At 58.7% G+C, this 20,622-nt stretch carries 17 protein-coding genes; 12 read left to right on the top strand and 5 right to left on the bottom strand.

Annotated features, from left to right (window positions below; all coding sequences use genetic code 11):
• Positions 1-16 precede the first annotated feature (16 nt).
• The 5 genes from ASD54_RS22755 to ASD54_RS22735 all read left to right on the top strand — a co-directional run bounded on the left by ASD54_RS22755 (position 17) and on the right by ASD54_RS22735 (position 4,405).
• Complete coding sequence (locus ASD54_RS22755; RefSeq protein ID WP_062556828.1) at positions 17-328, top strand: subunit of meta cleavage enzyme; 312 nt, start codon at positions 17-19, stop codon at positions 326-328.
• On the top strand, positions 316-1,170 hold the full coding sequence (locus ASD54_RS22750; protein WP_062556827.1) for a 2,3-dihydroxyphenylpropionate 1,2-dioxygenase: 855 nt from the start codon (positions 316-318) through the stop codon (positions 1,168-1,170). The genes ASD54_RS22755 and ASD54_RS22750 overlap by 13 nt, the downstream gene beginning before the upstream one ends.
• Positions 1,163-2,287: an FAD-dependent monooxygenase gene (locus ASD54_RS22745; protein WP_062556826.1), complete on the top strand. Its 1,125-nt coding sequence runs from the start codon at positions 1,163-1,165 to the stop codon at positions 2,285-2,287. Before ASD54_RS22750 ends, ASD54_RS22745 begins: the two co-directional genes overlap by 8 nt.
• Before the next feature lie 3 nt (positions 2,288-2,290).
• On the top strand, positions 2,291-3,067 hold the full coding sequence (locus tag ASD54_RS22740) for an alpha/beta fold hydrolase (RefSeq protein WP_062556825.1): 777 nt from the start codon (positions 2,291-2,293) through the stop codon (positions 3,065-3,067).
• A 78-nt stretch (positions 3,068-3,145) separates the two neighbouring features.
• Positions 3,146-4,405: an MFS transporter gene (locus ASD54_RS22735; protein ID WP_062556824.1), complete on the top strand. Its 1,260-nt coding sequence runs from the start codon at positions 3,146-3,148 to the stop codon at positions 4,403-4,405.
• A gap of 131 nt (positions 4,406-4,536) precedes the next feature.
• Here the strand turns inward: ASD54_RS22735 and ASD54_RS22730 are convergent, their stop codons facing one another.
• A complete protein-coding gene (locus ASD54_RS22730) occupies positions 4,537-5,412 on the bottom strand; it encodes a LysR family transcriptional regulator (protein ID WP_062556932.1) in 876 nt (291 codons plus the stop codon).
• A gap of 124 nt (positions 5,413-5,536) precedes the next feature.
• Here ASD54_RS22730 and ASD54_RS22725 point away from each other — a divergent pair, with 124 nt between their 5' ends.
• The 3 genes from ASD54_RS22725 (at position 5,537) to ASD54_RS22715 (ending at position 10,190) form a co-directional block, all read left to right on the top strand.
• On the top strand, positions 5,537-7,120 hold the full coding sequence (locus ASD54_RS22725) for a proton-conducting transporter membrane subunit (protein WP_062556823.1): 1,584 nt from the start codon (positions 5,537-5,539) through the stop codon (positions 7,118-7,120).
• Positions 7,121-7,124: 4 nt separating this feature from the next.
• Entirely contained in the window at positions 7,125-9,530 is a 2,406-nt protein-coding gene (locus ASD54_RS22720; RefSeq protein WP_062556822.1) for a DUF2309 domain-containing protein, read from the top strand.
• A gap of 84 nt (positions 9,531-9,614) precedes the next feature.
• Entirely contained in the window at positions 9,615-10,190 is a 576-nt protein-coding gene (locus ASD54_RS22715) for a DUF1349 domain-containing protein (protein WP_062556821.1), read from the top strand.
• Between the two features lie 127 nt (positions 10,191-10,317).
• Here ASD54_RS22715 and ASD54_RS22710 read toward each other — a convergent pair whose 3' ends face one another.
• Positions 10,318-11,421: a saccharopine dehydrogenase family protein gene (locus ASD54_RS22710; protein ID WP_062556820.1), complete on the bottom strand. Its 1,104-nt coding sequence runs from the start codon at positions 11,419-11,421 to the stop codon at positions 10,318-10,320.
• 130 nt (positions 11,422-11,551) lie between these two features.
• On the opposite strand from ASD54_RS22710, the gene ASD54_RS22705 reads away from it, so the two are divergent.
• Positions 11,552-11,980: an Lrp/AsnC family transcriptional regulator gene (locus ASD54_RS22705; RefSeq protein ID WP_062556931.1), complete on the top strand. Its 429-nt coding sequence runs from the start codon at positions 11,552-11,554 to the stop codon at positions 11,978-11,980.
• A 35-nt stretch (positions 11,981-12,015) separates the two neighbouring features.
• Here ASD54_RS22705 and ASD54_RS22700 read toward each other — a convergent pair whose 3' ends face one another.
• Positions 12,016-12,930 (bottom strand): LysR family transcriptional regulator, encoded by a 915-nt coding sequence (locus tag ASD54_RS22700; protein ID WP_062556819.1) that lies wholly within the window; start codon positions 12,928-12,930, stop codon positions 12,016-12,018.
• Between the two features lie 131 nt (positions 12,931-13,061).
• On the opposite strand from ASD54_RS22700, the gene ASD54_RS22695 reads away from it, so the two are divergent.
• The 3 genes from ASD54_RS22695 (at position 13,062) to ASD54_RS22685 (ending at position 18,418) form a co-directional block, all read left to right on the top strand.
• Positions 13,062-13,862, top strand: a complete 801-nt coding sequence (locus tag ASD54_RS22695; protein WP_062556818.1) for an alpha/beta hydrolase — start codon at positions 13,062-13,064, stop codon at positions 13,860-13,862.
• A gap of 58 nt (positions 13,863-13,920) precedes the next feature.
• A complete protein-coding gene (locus ASD54_RS22690; protein WP_062556817.1) occupies positions 13,921-15,105 on the top strand; it encodes an efflux RND transporter periplasmic adaptor subunit in 1,185 nt (394 codons plus the stop codon).
• Positions 15,106-15,232: 127 nt separating this feature from the next.
• Positions 15,233-18,418, top strand: coding sequence for an efflux RND transporter permease subunit (locus ASD54_RS22685; protein ID WP_062556816.1), 3,186 nt, complete (start codon positions 15,233-15,235; stop codon positions 18,416-18,418).
• A gap of 77 nt (positions 18,419-18,495) precedes the next feature.
• Here the strand turns inward: ASD54_RS22685 and ASD54_RS22680 are convergent, their stop codons facing one another.
• Together ASD54_RS22680 and ASD54_RS22675 are read right to left on the bottom strand one after the other, a co-directional pair.
• Positions 18,496-19,476, bottom strand: a complete 981-nt coding sequence (locus tag ASD54_RS22680) for a mannonate dehydratase (protein WP_062556815.1) — start codon at positions 19,474-19,476, stop codon at positions 18,496-18,498.
• A 164-nt stretch (positions 19,477-19,640) separates the two neighbouring features.
• Positions 19,641-20,618 carry a fumarylacetoacetate hydrolase family protein gene (locus ASD54_RS22675; RefSeq protein ID WP_062556814.1) on the bottom strand — a complete coding sequence of 326 codons (978 nt, stop codon included), beginning with the start codon at positions 20,616-20,618 and terminating at the stop codon, positions 19,641-19,643.
• Positions 20,619-20,622 lie beyond the last annotated feature (4 nt).

Raw genomic sequence — 20,622 nt, 5'->3', positions numbered from 1 at the left:
GGAGGAGGAACACCCCATGAGCAACTGGCGGCTGATGATGCCGACGACCGAGGCCTATCTGCTCGATAAGGTTCTCTACGAACTTCATCACAAGCCTGATGATCTCGCGGCCTACAATCAGGACAAGGCTGCCTATCTGGCGCGCTTCAACCTCAGCCCTGACATGGCCGCGAAGATCAGCGGCAACGACGTTGCTGGCCTCTATGAGGCAGGCGTCAATCCATATCTGCTGCGCGCGCACTGCATCGGCGTGCGCATTCCCGAAGACGTATCGCTTGCGGCACTTCGCAGCCTGATGAAAGAAGGAGACGACAAATGGCTGAACTGACGGGCATTTACACCGCAAGTCATACTCCTGTGATGCTGAACTTTCCGGACCGGATTCCAGCCGAGTTGCGGACGGAAATATTCGGTGCCTATGAGGCCATGGGTCGCGATTTCGAGGCGGGAAAGCCGGATGCCCTGGTGGTGCTATCCAACGACCACCTGCATAACTTCTTTCTCGATAATTTCCCGGCCCTCTGCATCGGGGTTGGCGAAAGCTATGAAAGCCCGATCGAGCATTGGCTGAAGGCGAAGCGTCGCGTCTTTGCCGGCAATCAGGCCTTCGGCGCCTATCTGCTCCAGGAAGCTCTCAAGGCTGATTTCGATCCGAGCTTTTCCATGGAAATGGTGCTCGATCACGGTTCCCTGACTCCGCTGGAGCTTGCAGGGCTCGATCCGGATTTGCCCATCGTGCCAATCTTGTTCAACTGCGTGCAGCCCCCGATGCCGACCATGAGACGCTGCTACCAGTTCGGCAAGTTCTTGGGTGATGCCATCCGCCGTTACGACGGGGTGGAGCGCGTTGCAATCCTCGCCACCGGCGGCATCAGCCACGATATCGCAACGCCTCGTATGGGGATGGTCAATCGGGAGTTTGATGAAAACCTGCTACTGCTCCTGGAAGCAGGCGATCCGGATGCGGTGGTGAACTTTGCTACCGAGCAGGTGCATACGGCCGGAAATGGCGCTGAAGAAATCCGTATGTGGATGGCGGCAATGGGAGCCGCGAATGGCTTGCCATTCCGCCGCGCTTACTACCGTGCGGTCAATGATTGGTACACGGGTATCGGTATCGGTCATTTCGGCCAAAGCGAACTGGCAGCATCGGCGGGCGGTCATGGCTGATCGTCGCAAGGCTCTCATCATCGGCGGCGGCATCGCGGGCATGTCGGCTGCAATCGCCCTGCGCGAAGCCGGCCTGGAGGTTCACCTCTGCGATCAGGATCCGCACTGGCGGGTCTACGGAGCGGGCATCACGATTACCGGTCCTACTCTGCGGGCGATGGGACGGCTTGGCATCCTGAACGCCGTGCTCGAGCAGGGCTATGCGGCAGACGGGATAGACATCTGTTCGGCAGAGGGCAGGCTTCTGTTCCAACTGGATACCCGTAGCAAGGCGCTTGGCGCGATACCGAGTGCCGGTGGGATCCTGCGCCCGGTCCTGCATAAGATCATGTCGGAACGCCTGCTGGCTCTGACCCCCACGGTCATGCTGGGGGTCACCGTGGACTCGATAGAATGGCATGGCGACCTTGCTACTGTGCGCTTCAGCAATGGTGCCTCTGCGACATACGATCTCGTCGTCGGAGCCGATGGCATCTATTCGCGTACCCGGCAGCAGATGTTCCAAGACGCACCGGTTCCCCGTTACGCGGGCCAGATGTGTTGGCGTCTCATGATGCCGCGCCATCCCGATATCAAGCGCCGGACGTTTTTTCTCGGTGGCCCCGCGAAGGTTGGGCTCAATCCGGTCGCACCGGACCAGATGTACATGTTCTACCTGGAAGCCCAGGCGCAGCCGGTCTGGCGCGAAGAGGAGAACCTGCATGAGGTTCTGCGTGAACTTATGCAAGGCTATGGCGGTGTGCTGCAGGAGATTGCGGAGGGGTTGACGCGGACCTCCAACATTATCTGCCGTCCGCTGGAAACAGTGTTGGCCGGTGAAAGCTGGGTTTTCGGCAACGCCGTACTCATCGGCGATGCGGCCCATGCCACCACACCGCAGCTGGCATCCGGTGCAGGCATGGGCATTGAAGATGGGCTTGTCCTCGGGGAGGAAATTGCACGGCACGACCATGTGCCGACAGCGCTGCAAAACTTCATGCGTCGACGCTACGACCGCTGCAAGCTGGTGGTGGACTCCTCTCTCGAAATCAGTCGGCTGGAGCGAGAGCGGGCAGCACCGCAGGCACAGACCGCCATTGTGGAAAAGGCGCTCGCCGCGCTTAGCGAGGAGTTCTGAGCCATGTTCCTCGATATTGATGGTCATTGCCAGCACGTTGCCCTCTATGGTTCAGAAAACCATCCAGCGCTGGTGCTCCTGCATTCGCTTGGAACCTGTCACGCGGTCTGGGAGCGCCAGATCAGGGCCTTCAGCAAGTCGCATTTCGTTATTTGTCCCGATTTCAGGGGGCACGGTCTGAGCGAGGTTTCACGGACACCTGTGACTGTCGAGGCTCTGGCGGAGGACGTGGTTGCCATTCTTGCCGCGATCGGCGTCAACCGGTTCGATCTGGCGGGAATATCGATCGGCGGGCTCGTGGCGCAACGAGTGGCAGCAACATTGCGGGAAGAGGTGCGGACTCTGACTTTGCTGGATTCCAACATTGTCAGCCTCGCTCCCCAAATGTGGAAAGATCGCGCTGCCAAGGTTCGAGCCGAGGGACTTGCCGCAATCGAGGAGGCGGTTCTCTCACGCTGGACCACGCCGCAGGGCAGGCGCAGCGAGGAGGGACGAGGCCTCGCCATGATGCTCGCCCGAACCCCATCCGAAGGCTATGCCGCCGGTTGTGACGCACTGGCGCTTGCCGATTGTCGTACCTGCGCCGCAAGCCTCACCATGACTGTCACTGTCGCGGTGGGAGAGTTTGACGAGGCTACGCCGCCGCAAGCTGCACAAGCCTTGGCCGGAGCCATTGTCGGTGCGCGTTTTGAGATCATCGAGGGTGCTGCGCATATCCCGCTTTTTGAGCGGGCAAATGCAGTGAATGCGATCTTGCGCGGTTCGGTCGAGGGAGGCTGAGCCGCAGACTTTCACCGCGGACTGGCGTCTTGTCCGGTCCGCACATTGATGAATGCATGGTCATCGGGAGGGAAACAAATGACCGACAATATCGTCGCTGCCGCGGCGGGCCAAAAGCCGCCTAGTGTTCTGGACGCATCAAACCGTCCTGCGATTGGTGCAACCTTTGCTGCTACCGTGGGCCTTGTCTTCGGGCCCAGCACATTCCTGCTTTTCGTCTTCGGGGTGTTTGTCGAGCCTTTGTCAAAGACCTTTGGATGGTCCAAGCCTTCCATTCTCTTTGCGGCGACCATAGTCTCACTGATGATCATGGTCGTATCTCCCCTGCAGGGTTATCTCATCGATCGCTTTGGGGCGCGACCCATCGTTCTATCCTCCTGCCTCGCCTTCGCATTGGGCCTGGGCGGTATGTATTTCCTGAGCAGCAATATCAGCAGCTTCTACATCATGTATGGCCTTCTGCCGCTGTTGGCCATCGGGCTGTGGCCTGTATCCTATCTTCGCGTCGTCTCCACATGGTTCGAGAAGAGGCTGGGGCTCGCAATCGGGATTGCCAATGGCGGTATTGGCCTTGGCGCCGCCATGCTGCCGCCCATTCTCACTTACATTATCCTGAATGGCTCGGTGCAATGGGCCTATGTCAGCCTGGGTGTGATCGTTTTGCTGGTCGTGTTGCCGATCAATGCCCTGCTGCTATACGAATCTCCGGAAACCCGTCCGGCGCGCGGCGTTGCGAGCGCTTCCAACGAGGACTTCAAGAGCCTGATCAAAACTCAAACCTTTATTGTTCTGACACTTGCCTTCTTCTTCCTCGGTTTTGTCAACACCGGTCTTGTCACCAATCAGATCTCGCTGCTGATCGATGGTGGTGCAACTCCCCAACAGGCCGCCTTCGTGCAGGCCGTCTTCGGACTTGCCGTGTTGATCGGCCGCTTCCTGACTGGCGTTCTTCTGGATTATGTTTCCGCCAAACGCCTAATGAGCGTGGTCTGCATTGGTGGCGCGGCCGCCTGCCTGCTTTACGCCATGGGTCCCGCGGGTGCGATCGTCTATCTCTGCGCCATCCTGATTGGCATGGTTTATGGTGCCGAGTTCGATGTGTTAAGCTACATCATCAAGCGTAGTTTTGGTCTTGCCTCCTTCGGGCGCGTCTACGGCACCATCTTCGCGGTATTCCAGCTTGGCGCCGCTCTGGGTGCCACACTCCTGCCGCTGAGCCGCACGCAGTTCCAGAGTTATGGTCCAGGCCTTGCGGTCTACGCCGCTGTCCTTGTTCTCAGCGGCATCCTGTTCGTTGTCCTCAAGGATCGTGTCGGCTCTGAAAAGGCTGTCGCCTGACCGTCCGGTTGCGATTGGCAGGGGCATAGTTCTGTAGGTGTTTCTCTAACCAGGCAAGGAGCGGTGGGCGTCGCCCGCCGCTCTAATGTTCGATCTTGTCACCGTGCGAGAAACAACGGATCGGACAAGGCTTAAATCGGTATGCTGAGCAAAGGCTGGATCAGTGGATTGGGGAAGCGCCGCTTGATGGTCACGGCATAAAAGGATTCGACCATTCCGGGCAAGGCATCGAACTCCACCAGCGTGCCTGCCTCCAACTCGCCCTTGACGACAATCGGTGGCAGTACGGCAAGGCCTGCTCCCTCGCGTGCCAGAAGTCGCATCATTGCCATGTCGTCCACTTCGGCGGCGATTTGCGGCGTGATACCAAGCCGCGCAACAAGCGCTTCGAACTGTGCGCGGACGCCGCTTTCCAGCGTCGGCAGGATGACGGGATGTGTTTCCAGCAGATCCGCCAGGCCTGCACCCGGTTGCCCGTAGGAGGGTTTGCCAATCAGGCCGATACGTTGCTGGTAGACGTGTTGCGCGATAAATGGCGTGACGGAATCGGCCATCGGTGGCTGGTTCAGAAGTACGATGTCGAGGTTCAGCGTCTCCAGTGCGCGCAAGAGTTCTGCGGTGCTTCCCGAACGCAGGATCATATCGACATCCGCACGTCCAAGAATCGGGCGAAGGAATTCGATCTGGAAGTTGCGAGAGAGCGTCGCCAACGCGCCAATGCGGATGGCCCGGCGATTTCTGCCGGTTTCTTTCAGCGTCTCGACCAGTTCTTCGCCAGCCGCAAAAATGGTGTCGGCACGGTCAAGCGCGATGCGCCCTGCCTCTGTAAGATAGAGTTGTCGCCCCCGCCGCTCGAAAAGCGCATGCCCGAGCCTTTCCTCCAACTGCTTGATTTGAATTGACAATGCCGACTGGGAAAGGTTCAGCCGCTCGGCTGTGCGCGTCAGGTTGCCGTCATGGGCGACAGCACGAAAATAGCGAAGGTGATGATAGTTCAGGTCAGACATCATTCTATTTTATAGAACGTTTATGAAGAAACAATGTATTTTTATTGCGATCACGTGCCTGATAACTCCTCTGTGAGCCGCCCCTGTGACCTCCCAAACAGGGGGCAACGATCGGAGAAATGCCATGATCCATGCTCTGCCGCTTCTCGCACCGCTCTTTCTGGCCGGTGCCTCCTGGTATGCCTTCCGGTCGCCCGGCCTTCGTCCACGCCGCGCCATTCGTTTGGCCGAGCTTGCCGCTCTCGCCGCCATCCTGGTTGCGATCCTGTCTGGCGTCGCGCTTTACGCTTATGGTCCCGGCACCAGTCCGGCGATCGGTTACGGCTATGTTGCGCTGGCAAGCAGGCTCGATCTCGTCAGCCTCGTCATGCTGCTGCTTGTCTCCTTCATCGGCTGGGTGGTGTTGCGCTATGCTGGCACCTTTCTCGATGGCGAGGAAAGGCAAGGGCCCTTTACCGGTTGGATGACGGCAACGCTTGCAGTAGTCCTGCTGCTTGTCCAGTCCGGCACGCTTTTGCAACTGGTGCTCGGCTGGGTCGGAACCAGCCTGCTGCTGCACCAGCTTCTCCTATTCTATCCGGACCGCATTGCGGCCCGTCGTGCCGCGCGCAAGAAGTTCATCATTTCCCGCATCGGCGATGTCGCTTTGGTCGGCGCGGTCATCCTGCTCGCCATTTCCTTCGGGACAGGTGACATAGCTACCATCCTTGCTGCCGCGCGGGAAGGCGCTGGCCTGCCACTGACCGTAGCTGGCGCTGCACTCCTTGCCGTGGCGGCACTGTTGAAGTCCGCCCAATTCCCCACGCATGGCTGGCTGACGGAAGTGATGGAAACGCCCACGCCCGTCTCCGCTCTCCTGCATGCGGGCGTCGTCAACGCCGGTGGCTTCCTGCTGATCCGGTTTGCGGATGTCATGCTGCAGGCGCCAATCGTGCTGGCAGTTCTGGTCATGGTCGGCGGCTTCACCGCGCTCTTCGGCAGTCTGGTCATGCTCACCCAGTCGGCGGTCAAGACATCGCTCGCCTGGTCCACGGTGGCGCAGATGGGCTTCATGATCCTGCAATGTGGTCTGGCACTCTTCCCCATCGCCCTCCTGCACATTGTCGCCCATTCGCTTTACAAGGCCCATGCTTTCCTGGGGTCCGGCTCGGCGGTGGAAACGGTTGCTTCCATCCGTCGGCCGGGGCCGGTCGCGATCCCGAATGCGAAGGCCGTGGGCCGGGCCTTCCTGCTGGCGCTTGCCATCTATGCGGTGATTGGCGTGCTCTTCGGCTTTGCGGACAAGCCACCGCAGGCACTGGCGCTCGGCGCAATCCTCATCTTCGGCGTCGCCTATCTGATCGCCCAGGGTCTGGCAGATGCCGCACCCTGGGCGCTCACCTGGCGCACATCGCTCTATTCCATGTCCGCGGCCACGGCCTACTTCGCTCTACAGCGCATCTCCGACCAGATGATGCATGGCACGCTGCCTGCAACGCCCCAACCCGGCCCGCTTGAGTGGACCCTGATGCTGCTCGCTGTCGTCACCTTCGGCATTGTGGCCGTGGCCCAGTCTCTGTTTCCGCTCTGGGCCTATCATCCGGCAGCGGCGGGCCTGCGTGTCCACCTTGCCAATGGCCTCTATGTGAATGCCATTTTCGATCGCCTGCTCGGCGGCTGGACCCTTACTCGCCCTGTTTCCGCAACGCCTGCTGCCATCAAGGAATAAACCGATGACCGAGACGACAATTGATACGCTCCACGGTGAAGCGCTTGCAAAGGCGGCAGATCAGGCTGTCCGCGCCATCCCCCCGGCCTGGCCTCTGACGGCGACTGTTGCCGTCAATCCATTCCTCGGCCAGATCAGTGAGACCTTCGAGCAGACCTCCGCGCGGCTGGCGCGCATTTGCGGCGTGCGCCTTGCGCTGCCGCGTGCCCATTATGCCGAAAAGATAAACAAGGGAGAGATCACGGACGAAGATCTCATGGCGGCTCTGCAATCGAGTGCTGCCGCCAAGGGGCTCGATCTGTCGGCGCTCAAGTTGGCGCTGACAACGGAGCCGCAACCTGCTGTATCGCTGCCCACCATTGCCGAGCTTGCCGCACAGGCAACGGGGAAAGATTGGCCGGGTCTGGTGAGCGAGCGGATCGGCGCCTTTGCTGCCGGTTTCTTCGATCAGGGACAGGCGCTCTGGGCCGCGTCGCGGCGCAATGGTCTCTATGCCGCATGGCGCGCCTTTGCGACCCATGACCTGACACCGGAGATCCTTGGCTTGAAAGGCTTCAGCATCCATGTCGATGAAACGCCGGAAACGCCGCAGGGTGCGATCGAGCGGGCAGCCGTCTCTCTCGGCCTTGGGGCTGAGCCGGGAACCTATTTCCATCAATTACTGCTAACCCTCGGCGGCTGGGCGCAATACGCCCGTCATATCCACTTCAAGGCAGAGGTGGAAGGTCGCACGGATACGACGGCGCTCGAACTGCTGGCGATCCGGCTCGTTTTTGAAGAGGCACTTTATGCCCGTCACAAGGCGGCCATCGAAGGACAATGGCAGCGGATCCGCCGCATTCATGCCGAGCCGATTTTGATCGAACGGAACACCGTGATCGATGGCATTCTGCAGCTTGCTGCGGAGCGTGCCGCTCAACGGCGGCTTTCTGCCACGCTGGCCGCACCGTCTGCTGCTAAGGTTGTGGAACTGCGGCCCATGCTTCAGGCGGCCTTCTGCATCGATGTGCGTTCGGAGGTCTTCCGCTGTTCGCTTGAGAGCATTGATCCCGCAATCCGCACGCTGGGCTTTGCTGGCTTCTTCGGGCTTGGCGCAAGTCACAAGGGTTTTGCGTCTGATGTGTCCGAGCAGCGCTTGCCGGTCCTGCTGAAGCCGTCCGTCTTCACCTGCAGCGCGGTCGATCACGATGAGGAGGTCGATCGGCAAGCCCGGTTTGGTGCCCGCGCCGTGCGTGCATGGGGCCGGTTCAAGCTTGCCGCCGTCTCATCCTTCGCCTTTGTCGAAGCCATGGGGCCTGTCTATGCCGGCAAGCTCCTGCGCGACGGTCTGGGCTTTGGCAAAGGCCGTGGGCCAGATAAGGCAAAGCCCCGTTTTGCTGCGGGTCTGGATCTTGATACACGGGCGGTGTTTGCCGAAACGGTGCTGAAGGCCATGTCTCTGACCGAGGGTTTCGCGCGTTATGTTCTGATCTCGGGCCACGGCGCCAATGTGGTCAACAATCCCTATGCCAGCGCGCTGCATTGCGGCGCCTGCGGCGGCTATGCGGGGGATGTCAATGCGCGCCTCCTTGCCGATCTCCTGAATGACGCCGAGGTTCGCCGGAAGCTTGTCGAGAAGGGTATCACTGTTCCGGCAGACACTGTTTTCATCGGCGGACTGCACGATACGACGACCGATAGTATCACGCTGTTCGAGGAGGATCTGGCTCACGATATCCGGGCCGAGGATCTGGTGCGGATCCGGCAGTGGCTGCGGCAAGCGGGCCAACTGACCCGGGCAGAGCGGGCGCGGCGTCTTCCACGGGCAACAGCCGAAAACGTCATGGCACGCGCAAAGGACTGGTCCGAAGTTCGGCCTGAACTCGGGCTAGCCGGGTGCCGCGCCTTCATTGCCGCTCCCCGGGCGCGTACAGCTGGGCGGTCGCTGGAGGGGCAGGCTTTCCTGCATGATTATGTCTGGAGCAGGGACGAAGGCTTCAAGGTGCTTGAGCTTATCCTCACGGCCCCGGTCGTCGTGGCCAGCTGGATCAGCCTCCAGTATTTCGGTTCGTCGGTCGCCCCCTCGCTGTTTGGCGCCGGAAACAAACTGTTGCACAATGTCGTCGGCGGAATCGGTGTCGTCGAGGGCAATGGCGGCAATCTGCGCGCTGGCCTTCCCTGGCAGTCGGTGCATGATGGCGAAGGTTTTGTGCACGAACCACTGCGGCTGACCGTTGCCGTCGAGGCGCCAAAGGAAGCGATTTCCGACATCCTGCGTCGCCATCCACAGGTTCGTGCGCTTTTCGACAATGGTTGGCTTTCTCTCTTTGCGATTGACGACCAAGGTCAACTCGGCTGGCGCTATGAGAGAGATGGGATCTGGAATTCGGTGCAGGTTGACAGCCATTCGCAGCGACGGCTGGTCGGTTGAGATGAATTCTCGGAGGATCAAGGGGCTTGCCGCTGCTGATACATCTTGCAAAACTCGCCCCGATGGTCGGAAAGGATTCACTTGATGTTTACCACATGCACGTGGCTCAACGAGCCGAAAGTGTGGTCTCTCACCGGAGAAACGCTTCACGTAACGACTGACAGCAAAAGTGATTTCTGGCGGCAGACGCACTATGGCTTCACGCGTGACAGTGGGCATTTTTTCGGGGCCACATGCGAGGGCAGCTTTTCCGCCTCATTGCGCGTGAAGGCTCGCTACGAGTCTCTCTACGATCAGGCAGGAATCATGGTCCGCATCGACGAAGCGCGTTGGATCAAGGCCGGGATCGAATGGACAGATGGAGCAGCGTGTATCGGTAGCGTCTTGACTGTCGACCAGTCGGACTGGTCGACAGCGATCTACGCCGGAGATGCCACGGACATACATCTGCGTGTGACCGTTGATGCAGGTGTGTTGAAGCTTCAGATGTCGGATAATGGGCATCGCTGGCAGTTGATGCGCCTGTGCCCGTTTCCCCTTGCTCGCTCATACACAGTGGGCCCCATGTGTTGCACGCCGGAGCGGGAAGGGCTGGACGTGAGCTTTTCCGAGTTCCGGGTCGGCCCGCCGCTCGGCAAGGATCTCCACGATCTGACCTGACTAGGATTGCAGTCAGCCCTGCTTCATGTTCTGTCGAAGCGATTATTTTGAAGCAGAGGCGTTCCTACATGGCCTGACCGAGCCAGCGGAGGGGCAGTCGCCCTCCGCTAGTCCTGCGCTCAACTGTTCAGACCGCCTTTTTCAAATCCATGGTCTTCGGTTCGTAGGCGCGGCCAAAGCGATTATTGAGCACATCCTCGAGCGAAATTTCTTCCTGGCGCACGAAGCCTCGCTGAGGAAGCCTGCCATTCGCCAGCAGATCCAGGACGGTCGTGATGCCGGCGGCGGTCGTGATCTGGATTGCACTCATTCTCTTTCCGGCCACGACGCCAGCATACACCTTGTTGGCATAGCTCTCTTGCAGATATCTTCCGTCCTTCCAGCCGCACACAGTCACGAAAATCACCACCACATCCTGCATTGTGGCAGGCAGCGCATTCTCGAAAAGATCCTTCAGAACATCGCGTCGATTTTTCAGGTTGAGGTCGTTGAGCAGCGCCTTGATGATCGCCTGGTGACCCGGATACCGTATCGTCCGGTAGTTCATGGTACGTACGCGTCCCTCGAGGCTTTTGGCGAGTGTGCCGAGCCCTCCGGATGTATTGAAGGCTTCGTAAGTCACGCCATCCAGGGAAAACTCTTCGCGCTCCTCCATGGCGGGAACCATGACGAATTTACCCTCGACGATCGCTTCGCAAGGCTCGATATATTCGTTGATCAGCCCGTCCGTGCTCCAGGTAAGATTGTAGTTGAGCGCATTCGAAGGATATTGTGGCAGCGCACCAACGCGCATGCGTACGCTGTCCAGACTATCGAAATTCTTCGCAAGGTCATTTGCGACGATGGAGATGAAACCCGGTGCGAGCCCGCATTGCGGTATGAATGCGACGTCGGCGTCTTGCGCCAGTTGCTCCACCCGTTTTGTCGTGGCGACGTCTTCGGTAAGGTCGAGATAGTGGACGCCGCTCGCCTTGGCAGCCTCGGCGATCAAGCCCGTGAGATTGAAAGGAGCGGCAGAGAGCACAGCGAATTTGCCGGTAAGAACTCCTATAAGTTCCGCCCGGTCCGAAATGTCGAGCCTAATCGGGGCAATCGCAGGATGCTTGTCCAGGTTTGCCAGCTGCTGTTCGTTACGATCGGCCACCGTGACCTGATAGTCTCCTGTCGATGCCAGCATGAGCGCGATGGCCCCACCGATCTTGCCGCCACCAATAACAATAATGTTTTTCACCGAGCGTCCCCTTCAGATTTCAACATTAGAAGTGTGCAAGGAGAGACTGTTGATTCATAGCTAGATTATGAGCATTATGTGGTATCAAATTTTGCAGAACGCCGATCAATCTGATCATAATGATGTTTCGATGCTGACTGAAAAAGATCGCGAGCTTCTTGCACTTCTCGGCGAAAACAGCCGTATCCCTGTAGCGACTTTGGCAAAGAAACTCGGCTTGTCGCGAACTACGGTTCAGGCGAGGATAGAGCGGCTGGAACGTGAGGGTGTGATTGCGGGCTACGGCATCCGTCTGTCAGAACAGTATGCCTCCTCGCTCATCCGCGCCCATATCCTGATTACGATTGCGCCCAAGGCCCTGTCACAGGTTGTCCGTGCGCTTGATAGGTTGAAGCCGGTGACTACTCTTCATTCCGTCAGCGGCAGCTTTGATCTCATTGCGCTTCTCGCCGCGCCATCCATTCTCGAACTGGACCAAGCCATTGACGAGATCGGGACCATCGACGGCGTGGAGCGGACGCTGTCTTCAATCATACTTTCAACGCGAATTGCTCGGTAGGCGCGGAAAAGCAAGCTTGTGCCTTTGCTCACCCTTCAGTGCTGATCGCTGACGCGCAGATTGTGAACCAGCCTGGCAAGCCAGTCCACGAATACCCTGACCTTGTTCGACAGGTGACGGGTCTGCGGATAGACGATATAGAGCGCCAGGCTCTCGCAATGCCAATCCTGCAATACCTCGACAAGCTCTCCTCGCGCCACAGCGTCTCGCACCATGAAACGCGGTGACTGCACGACGCCCAGTCCCGCGATCGCCGCATTGACATAGGAGCGCGCATCGTTGACCGAGACTAGATAGCGCGGACTGATCTCGATCTTTTCCTGACTGTTCTGAAATTCTGCCGACATGACCCTGCCAGAAGTTGCGTTGAGATAACCGACGGAGAAATGATCCTGCTCCAGATCTCGCGGATGCTGCGGTTCACCGAATTTCTGGATATAGTTGGGTGCAGCATAGGCATTCATGGCAAGTTCCCCGACCTTGCGTGCAATCAGCGACTGATCGGTTGGAGTGCCTGCCCGAAGTGCGCAGTCAACGTTCTCCGCAATATAGTCAACAAGGCGATCACCAACCCCGATGTCGAGCCGGATCTGCGGAAAGCGGTTATGAAAATCGCATAGATTGGGCAAGACGAGCAAATCCGCAAAGGCACCTGCCATCTCCACGCGCAAGCGGCCGGAAGGTTGGGCTTGCGAATTCGACATGCTCCCATCTAGCTCATCGATCTCGGACAGGATTTGCTGCGCGCGCTCATAGTAGAGGGCGCCGTCGGTGGTGACCATCACGCGCCGGGTCGTGCGGTTGAGAAGCGTCGTGCGCAGATGCTGCTCAAGGCCCTGTACCATGTTCGTCACTGTGGTCTTGGGCATGTCGAGCGCGGCGGCAGCGCGCGTAAAATTGCCAGTTTCCACGACGCGCACAAAAACGCGCATTGCCGAAAGCTGATCCATGGGCGTGCCTCATTGTTCGGATTTTGCGAATAGTGATGCCCAAGAGGATGACTTGTGCAAATTTCGCCGAACAATAATATGCAACGGTACACTTTAGCAAGCGCGGTCTCATGCCGACCGATAGGATGCCTATGACCGATCGTTGGGAAAACATTGGAGTGAATGGCCCTCTGACGCCGCCTATCCCAATGCGGCTCTACGGAGAGGTGTCGAAAACCAAGGGTGCGCCAATCGTTCTGTATTTTCGCGGTGATGCGTTTCAAGGACGCAGCATGTCTCAAGCTGAGCGTCCGGTTGGGACAGCGCTGGTTGCGGCGGGTGCGACTGTCATTGAAGCCGATTATGCGCGCGGCTCTGACAACCGGTTTCCGCAGGCCATGGAGCACGCGTTCATGGCCTTGGCCTACCTTAGCACCAAACGCAAGCTTTATAGTGGCATGAACAAATCCCTGCTCTTTGTTGCCGGGGAGGAAGCCGGGGGCAATATTGCCGCTGGCGTTGCCTTGAAGGCGAGGGACGTGTTGCCGGGGGATCTTTCCGGGCAGCTTCTCCTGTCGCCGATGATTGATCCGATGATGACGTCCGAATCCTTTCGGAGGGCGGACGAAATCGGGATGGCCCGTCGATGGGCTGAAGGATGGAGCCACTATTTGGGGAATGCTTGCGGTTCCCAGCATCCCTATGCGGCGCCTTGTATCTGTTCGCGGCTTTCGGGTGTCGCGCCTGCACTTGTTGTGACATCAGACGACGACCCCTTGCATGATGAGGTGGATGGATATGCGGATCGGCTGGCAGCCTCAGGTGTCTCGGTTACCAAAAAGATTTTCCCGCCTGCTCTTGAATGGCCCGATGTTTATCGAGGCGAGAGTGGCAGGTGGATGGACGTCTTGCGCGATGAATTCGCGAACTTCGTCCACGTGTTGAGTGAATAAAACGAATTGCATTGAGGAATGAAGGCGACCGACTCCCAGGGTCGCAAGGAGAGTAACAATGATATCGAAGTCCAAAAGCTGGGCCCTGTGGGGCACCGGAGCGGTTGCGGCCGTCCTGCTTGCAGGCGGATCGATCTATCTGGATCTGTCGCAGTCAGCAGTCGCAGCACAAGCGACGGCAGCTGCCGCGCCGCCACCAGCCGTTCCGGTAACCGTAGCAGTCGTCAATCCGCGAAACGTCACGACGTGGCAAGAATTCTCGGGGCGCCTTGAAGCCGTTGATCGCGTTCAGGTCCGCCCGCGCGTCGCGGGTGCCATACAATCGGTTCATTTCCGGGAAGGTGGTCTCGTCAAAGCTGGCGACCTTCTGGTGACGATCGATCCCGAACCCTATCGTGCCGAGGTAGCGCAGGCCCAGGGGCAGGTGGCTTCGGCTGAGGCAAAGCTTGAGTTTGCAAGCTCCGAACTCGAGCGTGGAAAGAGTCTCGCGGCCAGGAACACGATTTCCCAGAGTGATCTGACCCAACGTCAAAGCGTACAGAGCGAAGCTCTTGCCAATCTGCAATCGGCAAAGGCTACTCTCAAGACCGCGCAACTGAACCTGGATTATACGCAAATCCGGGCGCCGATTGCCGGTCGTGCGGGCAAGCTCGAAATTACCGTTGGGAATCTGGTGGCGGCAGGTTCTGCTTCCGCGCCTTTGGTCACATTGGTCTCCAGCGATCCGATCTATGCCAGCTTCGATGCCAGTGAAGAACTGGTGGCACGCATCCTTGCCGATCTTCCGGTCGCAAACGGCGTTCCGGCAATCGATCAGGTTCCGGTGGAAGTTGTAACCCTCGCAGCCGATGCGCCGGTTCGCGGCAAGCTACAATTGATCGACAATGAAGTGAATGCCGCGAGCGGTACGATCCGGGTTCGGGCAGTCTTCGACAATCCCGGTTCGAAGCTCATTCCCGGCCAGTTCGTGCGCGTGCGTATGGGGCAGCCGAAAGCGCAGGATCATTTGATGGTCAGCGAAAAGGCTGTCGGGATCGACCAGGACAAAAAATTCGTCTTCGTGGTCAACGGTGAAAACAAAGTCGACTATCGGCAGGTAGAGCTTGGTTCTGCAGTCGATGGTTTGAGAATCGTCGAAAAGGGCCTCAATCCGGGCGACCGTATCGTCGTCAATGGTCTGCAGCGCGTTCGCCCCGGTGTCGTCGTCGCGCCGCAGGACGAAGCTCAGGTCGCCAACAAGTAAATCGCCGCGCGCGCAAACGCACGTCTGTCCTGACACAATCCACCGATCCTCCTGTTTGCCTGCGGCCCTCTGGCCGTGGGGCAGGGACGCTTAGCTTTCTGCTTACCTCTGGAGAGAGGGTTTCGAGATGAATATTTCCCGCTTTTTTATCGACCGGCCTGTTTTCGCGGCCGTCTTGTCGATCCTTATCGTGATCGCCGGATTGATCGGTCTGCGATCTTTGCCGATTTCGGAATACCCGAATGTCGTTCCGCCTTCGATTGTCGTGAGGGCCACGTATCCTGGGGCCAACCCGACGGTCATTGCCGAAACGGTTGCCACCCCGCTCGAAGAGCAGATCAACGGCGTTGAAGACATGCTCTACATGTCCAGCCAGGCGACATCTGACGGCGTTCTGAACGTCACCGTCACGTTCAAGCTCGGGACCGACCCTGACAAGGCCCAGCAGCTCGTGCAAAACCGGGTATCGCAGGCAGAGCCACGCCTGCCCGCCGAAGTGCGTGCCTTGGGACTGACCACGGTCAAGAGCTCACCGGATTTCATCATGGTGGTCAATCTGGTTTCGGATGTCGAGCGCTACGATATCACCTATCTTCGCAACTATGCGACACTGAACGTCAAGGACCGGCTGAACCGCATCCAGGGCGTCGGCCAGGTGCAGGTTTTCGGCGCTGGCGATTACTCGATGCGTGTCTGGATTGATCCCCAGAAGGCTGCCGAACATAGTCTGGCGGCAAGCGACGTCTCTAATGCCATCCGGAGCCAGAACGTACAGGCCGCCGCAGGCACGATTGGCGCATCGCCAAGCCAGCCGGGGGTCAACCTGCAGCTCAACGTCAACGCTCAGGGTCGTCTGCGTACGCCGGAAGAGTTCGGAAACATCATCGTCAAAAGCGGTGCCAACGGAGAAATCACGCGTCTGCGAGACGTCGCGCGGATCGAACTCGGTGCCGCCGACTACTCGTTGCGCTCGCTGCTTGACGGTCGCCCGGCTGTTGCTGTCGCCGTGCTTCAGGCACCGGGCTCCAATGCCATCGAGATCGCCGATAACGTCAAGGCGACGATGGATCAGCTTCAGCTCGCAATGCCGCAGGGCGTCAAATACGAGATCGTCTACGATACAACCAAGTTCGTACGTGCCTCAATCGAAAAGGTCGTTGATACCCTGCTCGAGGCGATTGCCCTTGTTGTCCTCGTCGTCATCGTCTTCCTCCAGACATGGCGTGCCTCCATCATTCCGTTGATCGCCGTTCCCGTGTCGATCATCGGTACCTTCGCCGTGATGTATGCCTTCGGCTTTTCCATCAACGCGTTGACGCTGTTCGGCCTCGTTCTGGCGATCGGGATTGTCGTCGATGATGCCATCGTTGTAGTGGAAAACGTCGAACGAAACATCGAGAGCGGCCTCAGTCCACGCGATGCAACCTATAAGGCCATGAAGGAGGTTTCCGGCCCGATTATCGCGATTGCACTTGTGCTTGTTGCCGTGTTCGTGCCTCTCGCCTTCATCAGCGGCCTGTCCGGTCAGTTCTACCGCCAGTTCGCACTGACGATCGCTATTTCGACCGTCATTTCGGCCATCAATTCCCTGACGTTGTCTCCCGCGCTTGCAGCGCTTCTGCTCAAGGACCACCACGCCAAAAAGGATTGGCTGACGAGGTTCATGGATGCGATCTTCGGATGGTTCTTCCGCGGCTTTAACCGTGCGTTCGGCGCTGCGTCCAATGGATATGGGCGAACGGTCGGCGGGCTTCTGTCGCGCAAAAGCCTGGTCATGATCCTTTATCTGGCACTCGTGGGCGCGACCTACAGCATGTTCAGCGCGGTGCCGAGTGGCTTCGTCCCGGCTCAGGACAAGCAATATCTCATCGGCTTCGCACAATTGCCCGATGGAGCAACCCTCGACCGCACTGAAACCGTGATCAAACGAATGAGCGATATTGCACTGGAACAGCCTGGCGTTGCCCATGCCATCGCGTTCCCCGGCCTGTCGATCAATGGTTTCACAATCGGCTCGAATGCGGGCATCGTCTTTGCTGTGCTCGATGACTTCGAGGAGCGCAAGTCGCCTGAGCTTTCAGGTGGTGCGATTGCCATGGCGCTGAACCAGAAGTTTGCCGGAATCCAGGATGCCTACATCGCCATGTTCCCGCCGCCGCCCGTCAACGGCCTGGGCACCACGGGTGGCTTCAAGCTCCAGATCGAAGATCGTGCCGGGCTTGGAAATCAGGCTTTGAATGAAGCTGTCAAGGCAGTTCTCGCAAAAGCCTATCAGACACCGGAACTGGCCGGAATATTCTCGAGCTTCCAGATCAATGTACCTCAGCTCTACGCCGATCTTGATCGTGCAAAGGCCGAGCAACTGGGCGTATCCGTAACCGATGTATTCGAGACGCTGCAGATCTATCTGGGCTCGCTCTATGTGAACGACTTCAACGCGTTCGGGCGCACCTACAGCGTCAGGGTTCAGGCAGATGCGAAATTTCGCGCCAAGCCGGAGGATATCGGCCAGCTCAAGGTTCGTTCCCAGTCGGGGCAGATGATACCGCTTTCGGCTCTTCTGAAGGTGGATGCCCAGACCGGTCCGGAACGCACGACCCGTTACAACGGCTTCCTGGCCGCAGACATCAATGGTGGTCCGGCACCCGGTTTTTCCTCCGGTCAGGCAGAGGCGGCGATCACCAAGATCCTGAATGAGACACTTCCCGCCGGTATCGAGTTCGAGTGGACAGATCTGACCTATCAGCAGATCCTGGCCGGAAATTCCAGTATCGTCGTGTTCCCGCTCGCGTTGCTGCTCGTCTTCCTCGTTCTGGCTGCGCAATATGAAAGCCTGACCCTGCCGCTCGCCATCATCATGATCGTGCCGATGGGTGTACTCGCTGCATTGACAGGCGTCTGGTTGACCGGTGGCGACAACAACATCTTCACACAGATCGGGCTGGTGGTGCTCGTCGGGCTTTCTGCGAAAAATGCGATCCTTATCGTAGAGTTCGCGAGAGAGCTTGAGTTCGATGGACGAACGCCCTTCCAGGCAGCGGTGGAAGCCAGCCGGTTGAGACTGCGTCCAATTCTCATGACCTCAATGGCCTTCATCATGGGTGTCGTTCCGCTCGTGCTTTCAACGGGTGCCGGTGCGGAAATGCGCGTTGCCATGGGCATCGCCGTCTTTTCAGGCATGATCGGCGTCACCTTCTTCGGGATCTTCATGACGCCTGTCTTCTACATGCTCGCCCGTTTGCTAACCGGCAGCCGCCCACTGCGGCAGCATGGTGAGGTGCCAGCTTCTCCGGGTTTCTCTCCAGCGGAGTAAGTTGGCATCCATGCCGCGCGGGCTCTTCCCAGGAGAGGCCCGCGCGGTAATCTATTTTTAGGCAGGCCGCCGCCTGTTCAGAGGTGGCCGCGATCCAGTGCCTCCAGCAGGGCGGCAATATAGCCATAGCAGAAGCTAAAGGCGACGCCGACGGGATCGCGTCCCGATATCGTTGGAACATGATCGGGCATGATCATGTACTTATAGCCGACTTCCTTGTAGACCTTGAGCGAGCGAACCATGTCCATGTCGCCCTCGTCCGGGAAGGTTTCCATAAAGGACAGCTTGCCGCCGCGTATGTTGCGGTAGTGGACGTTGAAGATCTTGTCGCGGCTGCCGAACCAGCGAATGATATCGTCGATTTCGTCATGCGGATTGTCCAGCATTTCCCCGATCGACCCTTGGCAGAAGTTGAGGCCGTGGTAGGGGTTCTCGCGCATGAGCACAAACTTCTTCAGACCTTCCACGGTGCCCAGAACGCGGGTTACCCCTTTGTAGCCGGGCGGCGTGTAAGGATCATGCGGATGGCAGGCCAGACGAACGCGATTGCTTTCGGCTACGGGCACGACGCGTTCCAGGAAGTAGTCTATCCGCTCCCAGTTCTCGTCTTCGGACAAGACGCCTGCAAGGCCCGGCGCAGCGTTCGGGTCCGCCTTTTCCCAGCGCCATGCCTCGTTCAGCGAGCCGCCGCGGCCTCGCTCCATCTCGGTGCGGGGAATGCCAATGAGGTTGAGATTGTATTTCGCTGCGGGAATGCCCGCTTTCGCGATGTTTTCGATCATGCGGCATACGGCATCGATCTGACGGTCGCGATCTGGTCCGGCCAGAAGAATATCCGGATAGGATGCCTTTTCGATTGGCTGCGAAGGCAGAGGCAGCTGGATCATATCCAGGATCAGGTCAAAGCTCTCGACCTTGTCTCTGTGCCGCTCGATATCATCCAGCGTCCAGCTGGCCGGGTCTCCTGGCGGATCGGCGCAGATGTGTTTCAGTCCCAACTGCGCCCAGACGCGAAAATCATCGTCGTCCCGGGCCGTGACCTGTGTACCAACATACATTTCGAATTCATCCCTGCTGAAGATGCGTAACTGACGGCAGCGCCTTACGGAGCCGGAACTGGCGGCGCGCGCTACACTGGCGGCGCGCCGCCTGTCACTCTAAGTCTGCCGTTTAGATAAGTCATCCATGATATGATGCGGGATGCTACCAAATAGCGGGCAATTCAGAGCACGCTGACAGTCTGGTCGATCGCGCCGAAAAGCGGCTGGCCGCCGGGTAGTCTGGCCTCCATGCGGACATATTCTCCGTTACGCATGAACGGAGTCGAAGCTTGACCATGATCCAGGATCTCGATGCCCCGCCGCTCCGCTATGCACGAAGAGCCGACTTCGCGGTAAGTTGCGTTGGACACTGTGCCGGAGCCAATAACCGTCCCGGCGACGAGATCGCGAGAATATGCCGCATGTGCGACGAGACGATCGAAACCGGCGGACATTGCGTAGCCGTTTGCCGCCCCGAACCTCTCTCCCCGAAAATCGACTGCCAGATCGATATCCAGCTGGTAGTCACGCCAGGATGCACCGAGTTCGTCTGGCGTCACGGCGACAGGCGCCATTGAGCAACGAGGTTTGCAACGCAACACACCGAAGCCCGTCTTCATCTCATGCGGACCGATCGCTCTCAGGCTCCAGTCATTGATCTGCACGAGCAGACGGATGTGGCGACCCGCCTGTTCAGGGCTCACACCCATCGGAACCTTGTCCACGATCACGCCGAATTCACCTTCGAAGTCGATTTGGTCGTCCTCTCTCGGGAAGACTGCTGTTTCGGTGGGAGCCAGAAAGCGGTCGGAAATCCCCTGATACATGAGAATGGTGTCTGGATTACCCTGCTTTGCATCGAAGCCAAAGACCGACGCCAGCAGATCGCCATGGCTATCGAAGGCCGATCCATCCAGCCATTGCCAGGCGCGGGGCAGTGGCGCCAGCGCTGACGTCGGCTCAAATGAAAACGCAGTCTTGGCCTGCCCGCTGTTCAAGGCGCTGGATTGTGCTTCCAGATGAGGGATCAAGGCGTCCCAGTTTTCGAGCAGTGACTGAAGAGTTGTGCACGCCTCGGCGGCCACGGCAAAGGCATTGTCACGGGAAATGAGATGAAGGCGGCCATCGGGGCTGCCATCAGGCAAAGTGGCGAAACGCATTGGA

Source organism: Rhizobium sp. Root149 (assembly GCF_001427345.1).
GTDB lineage: Bacteria > Pseudomonadota > Alphaproteobacteria > Rhizobiales > Rhizobiaceae > Neorhizobium > Neorhizobium rhizoryzae.
Note: the sequence above shows the minus strand (reverse complement) of the source record. Positions and strands in the feature narration are given on the sequence as shown.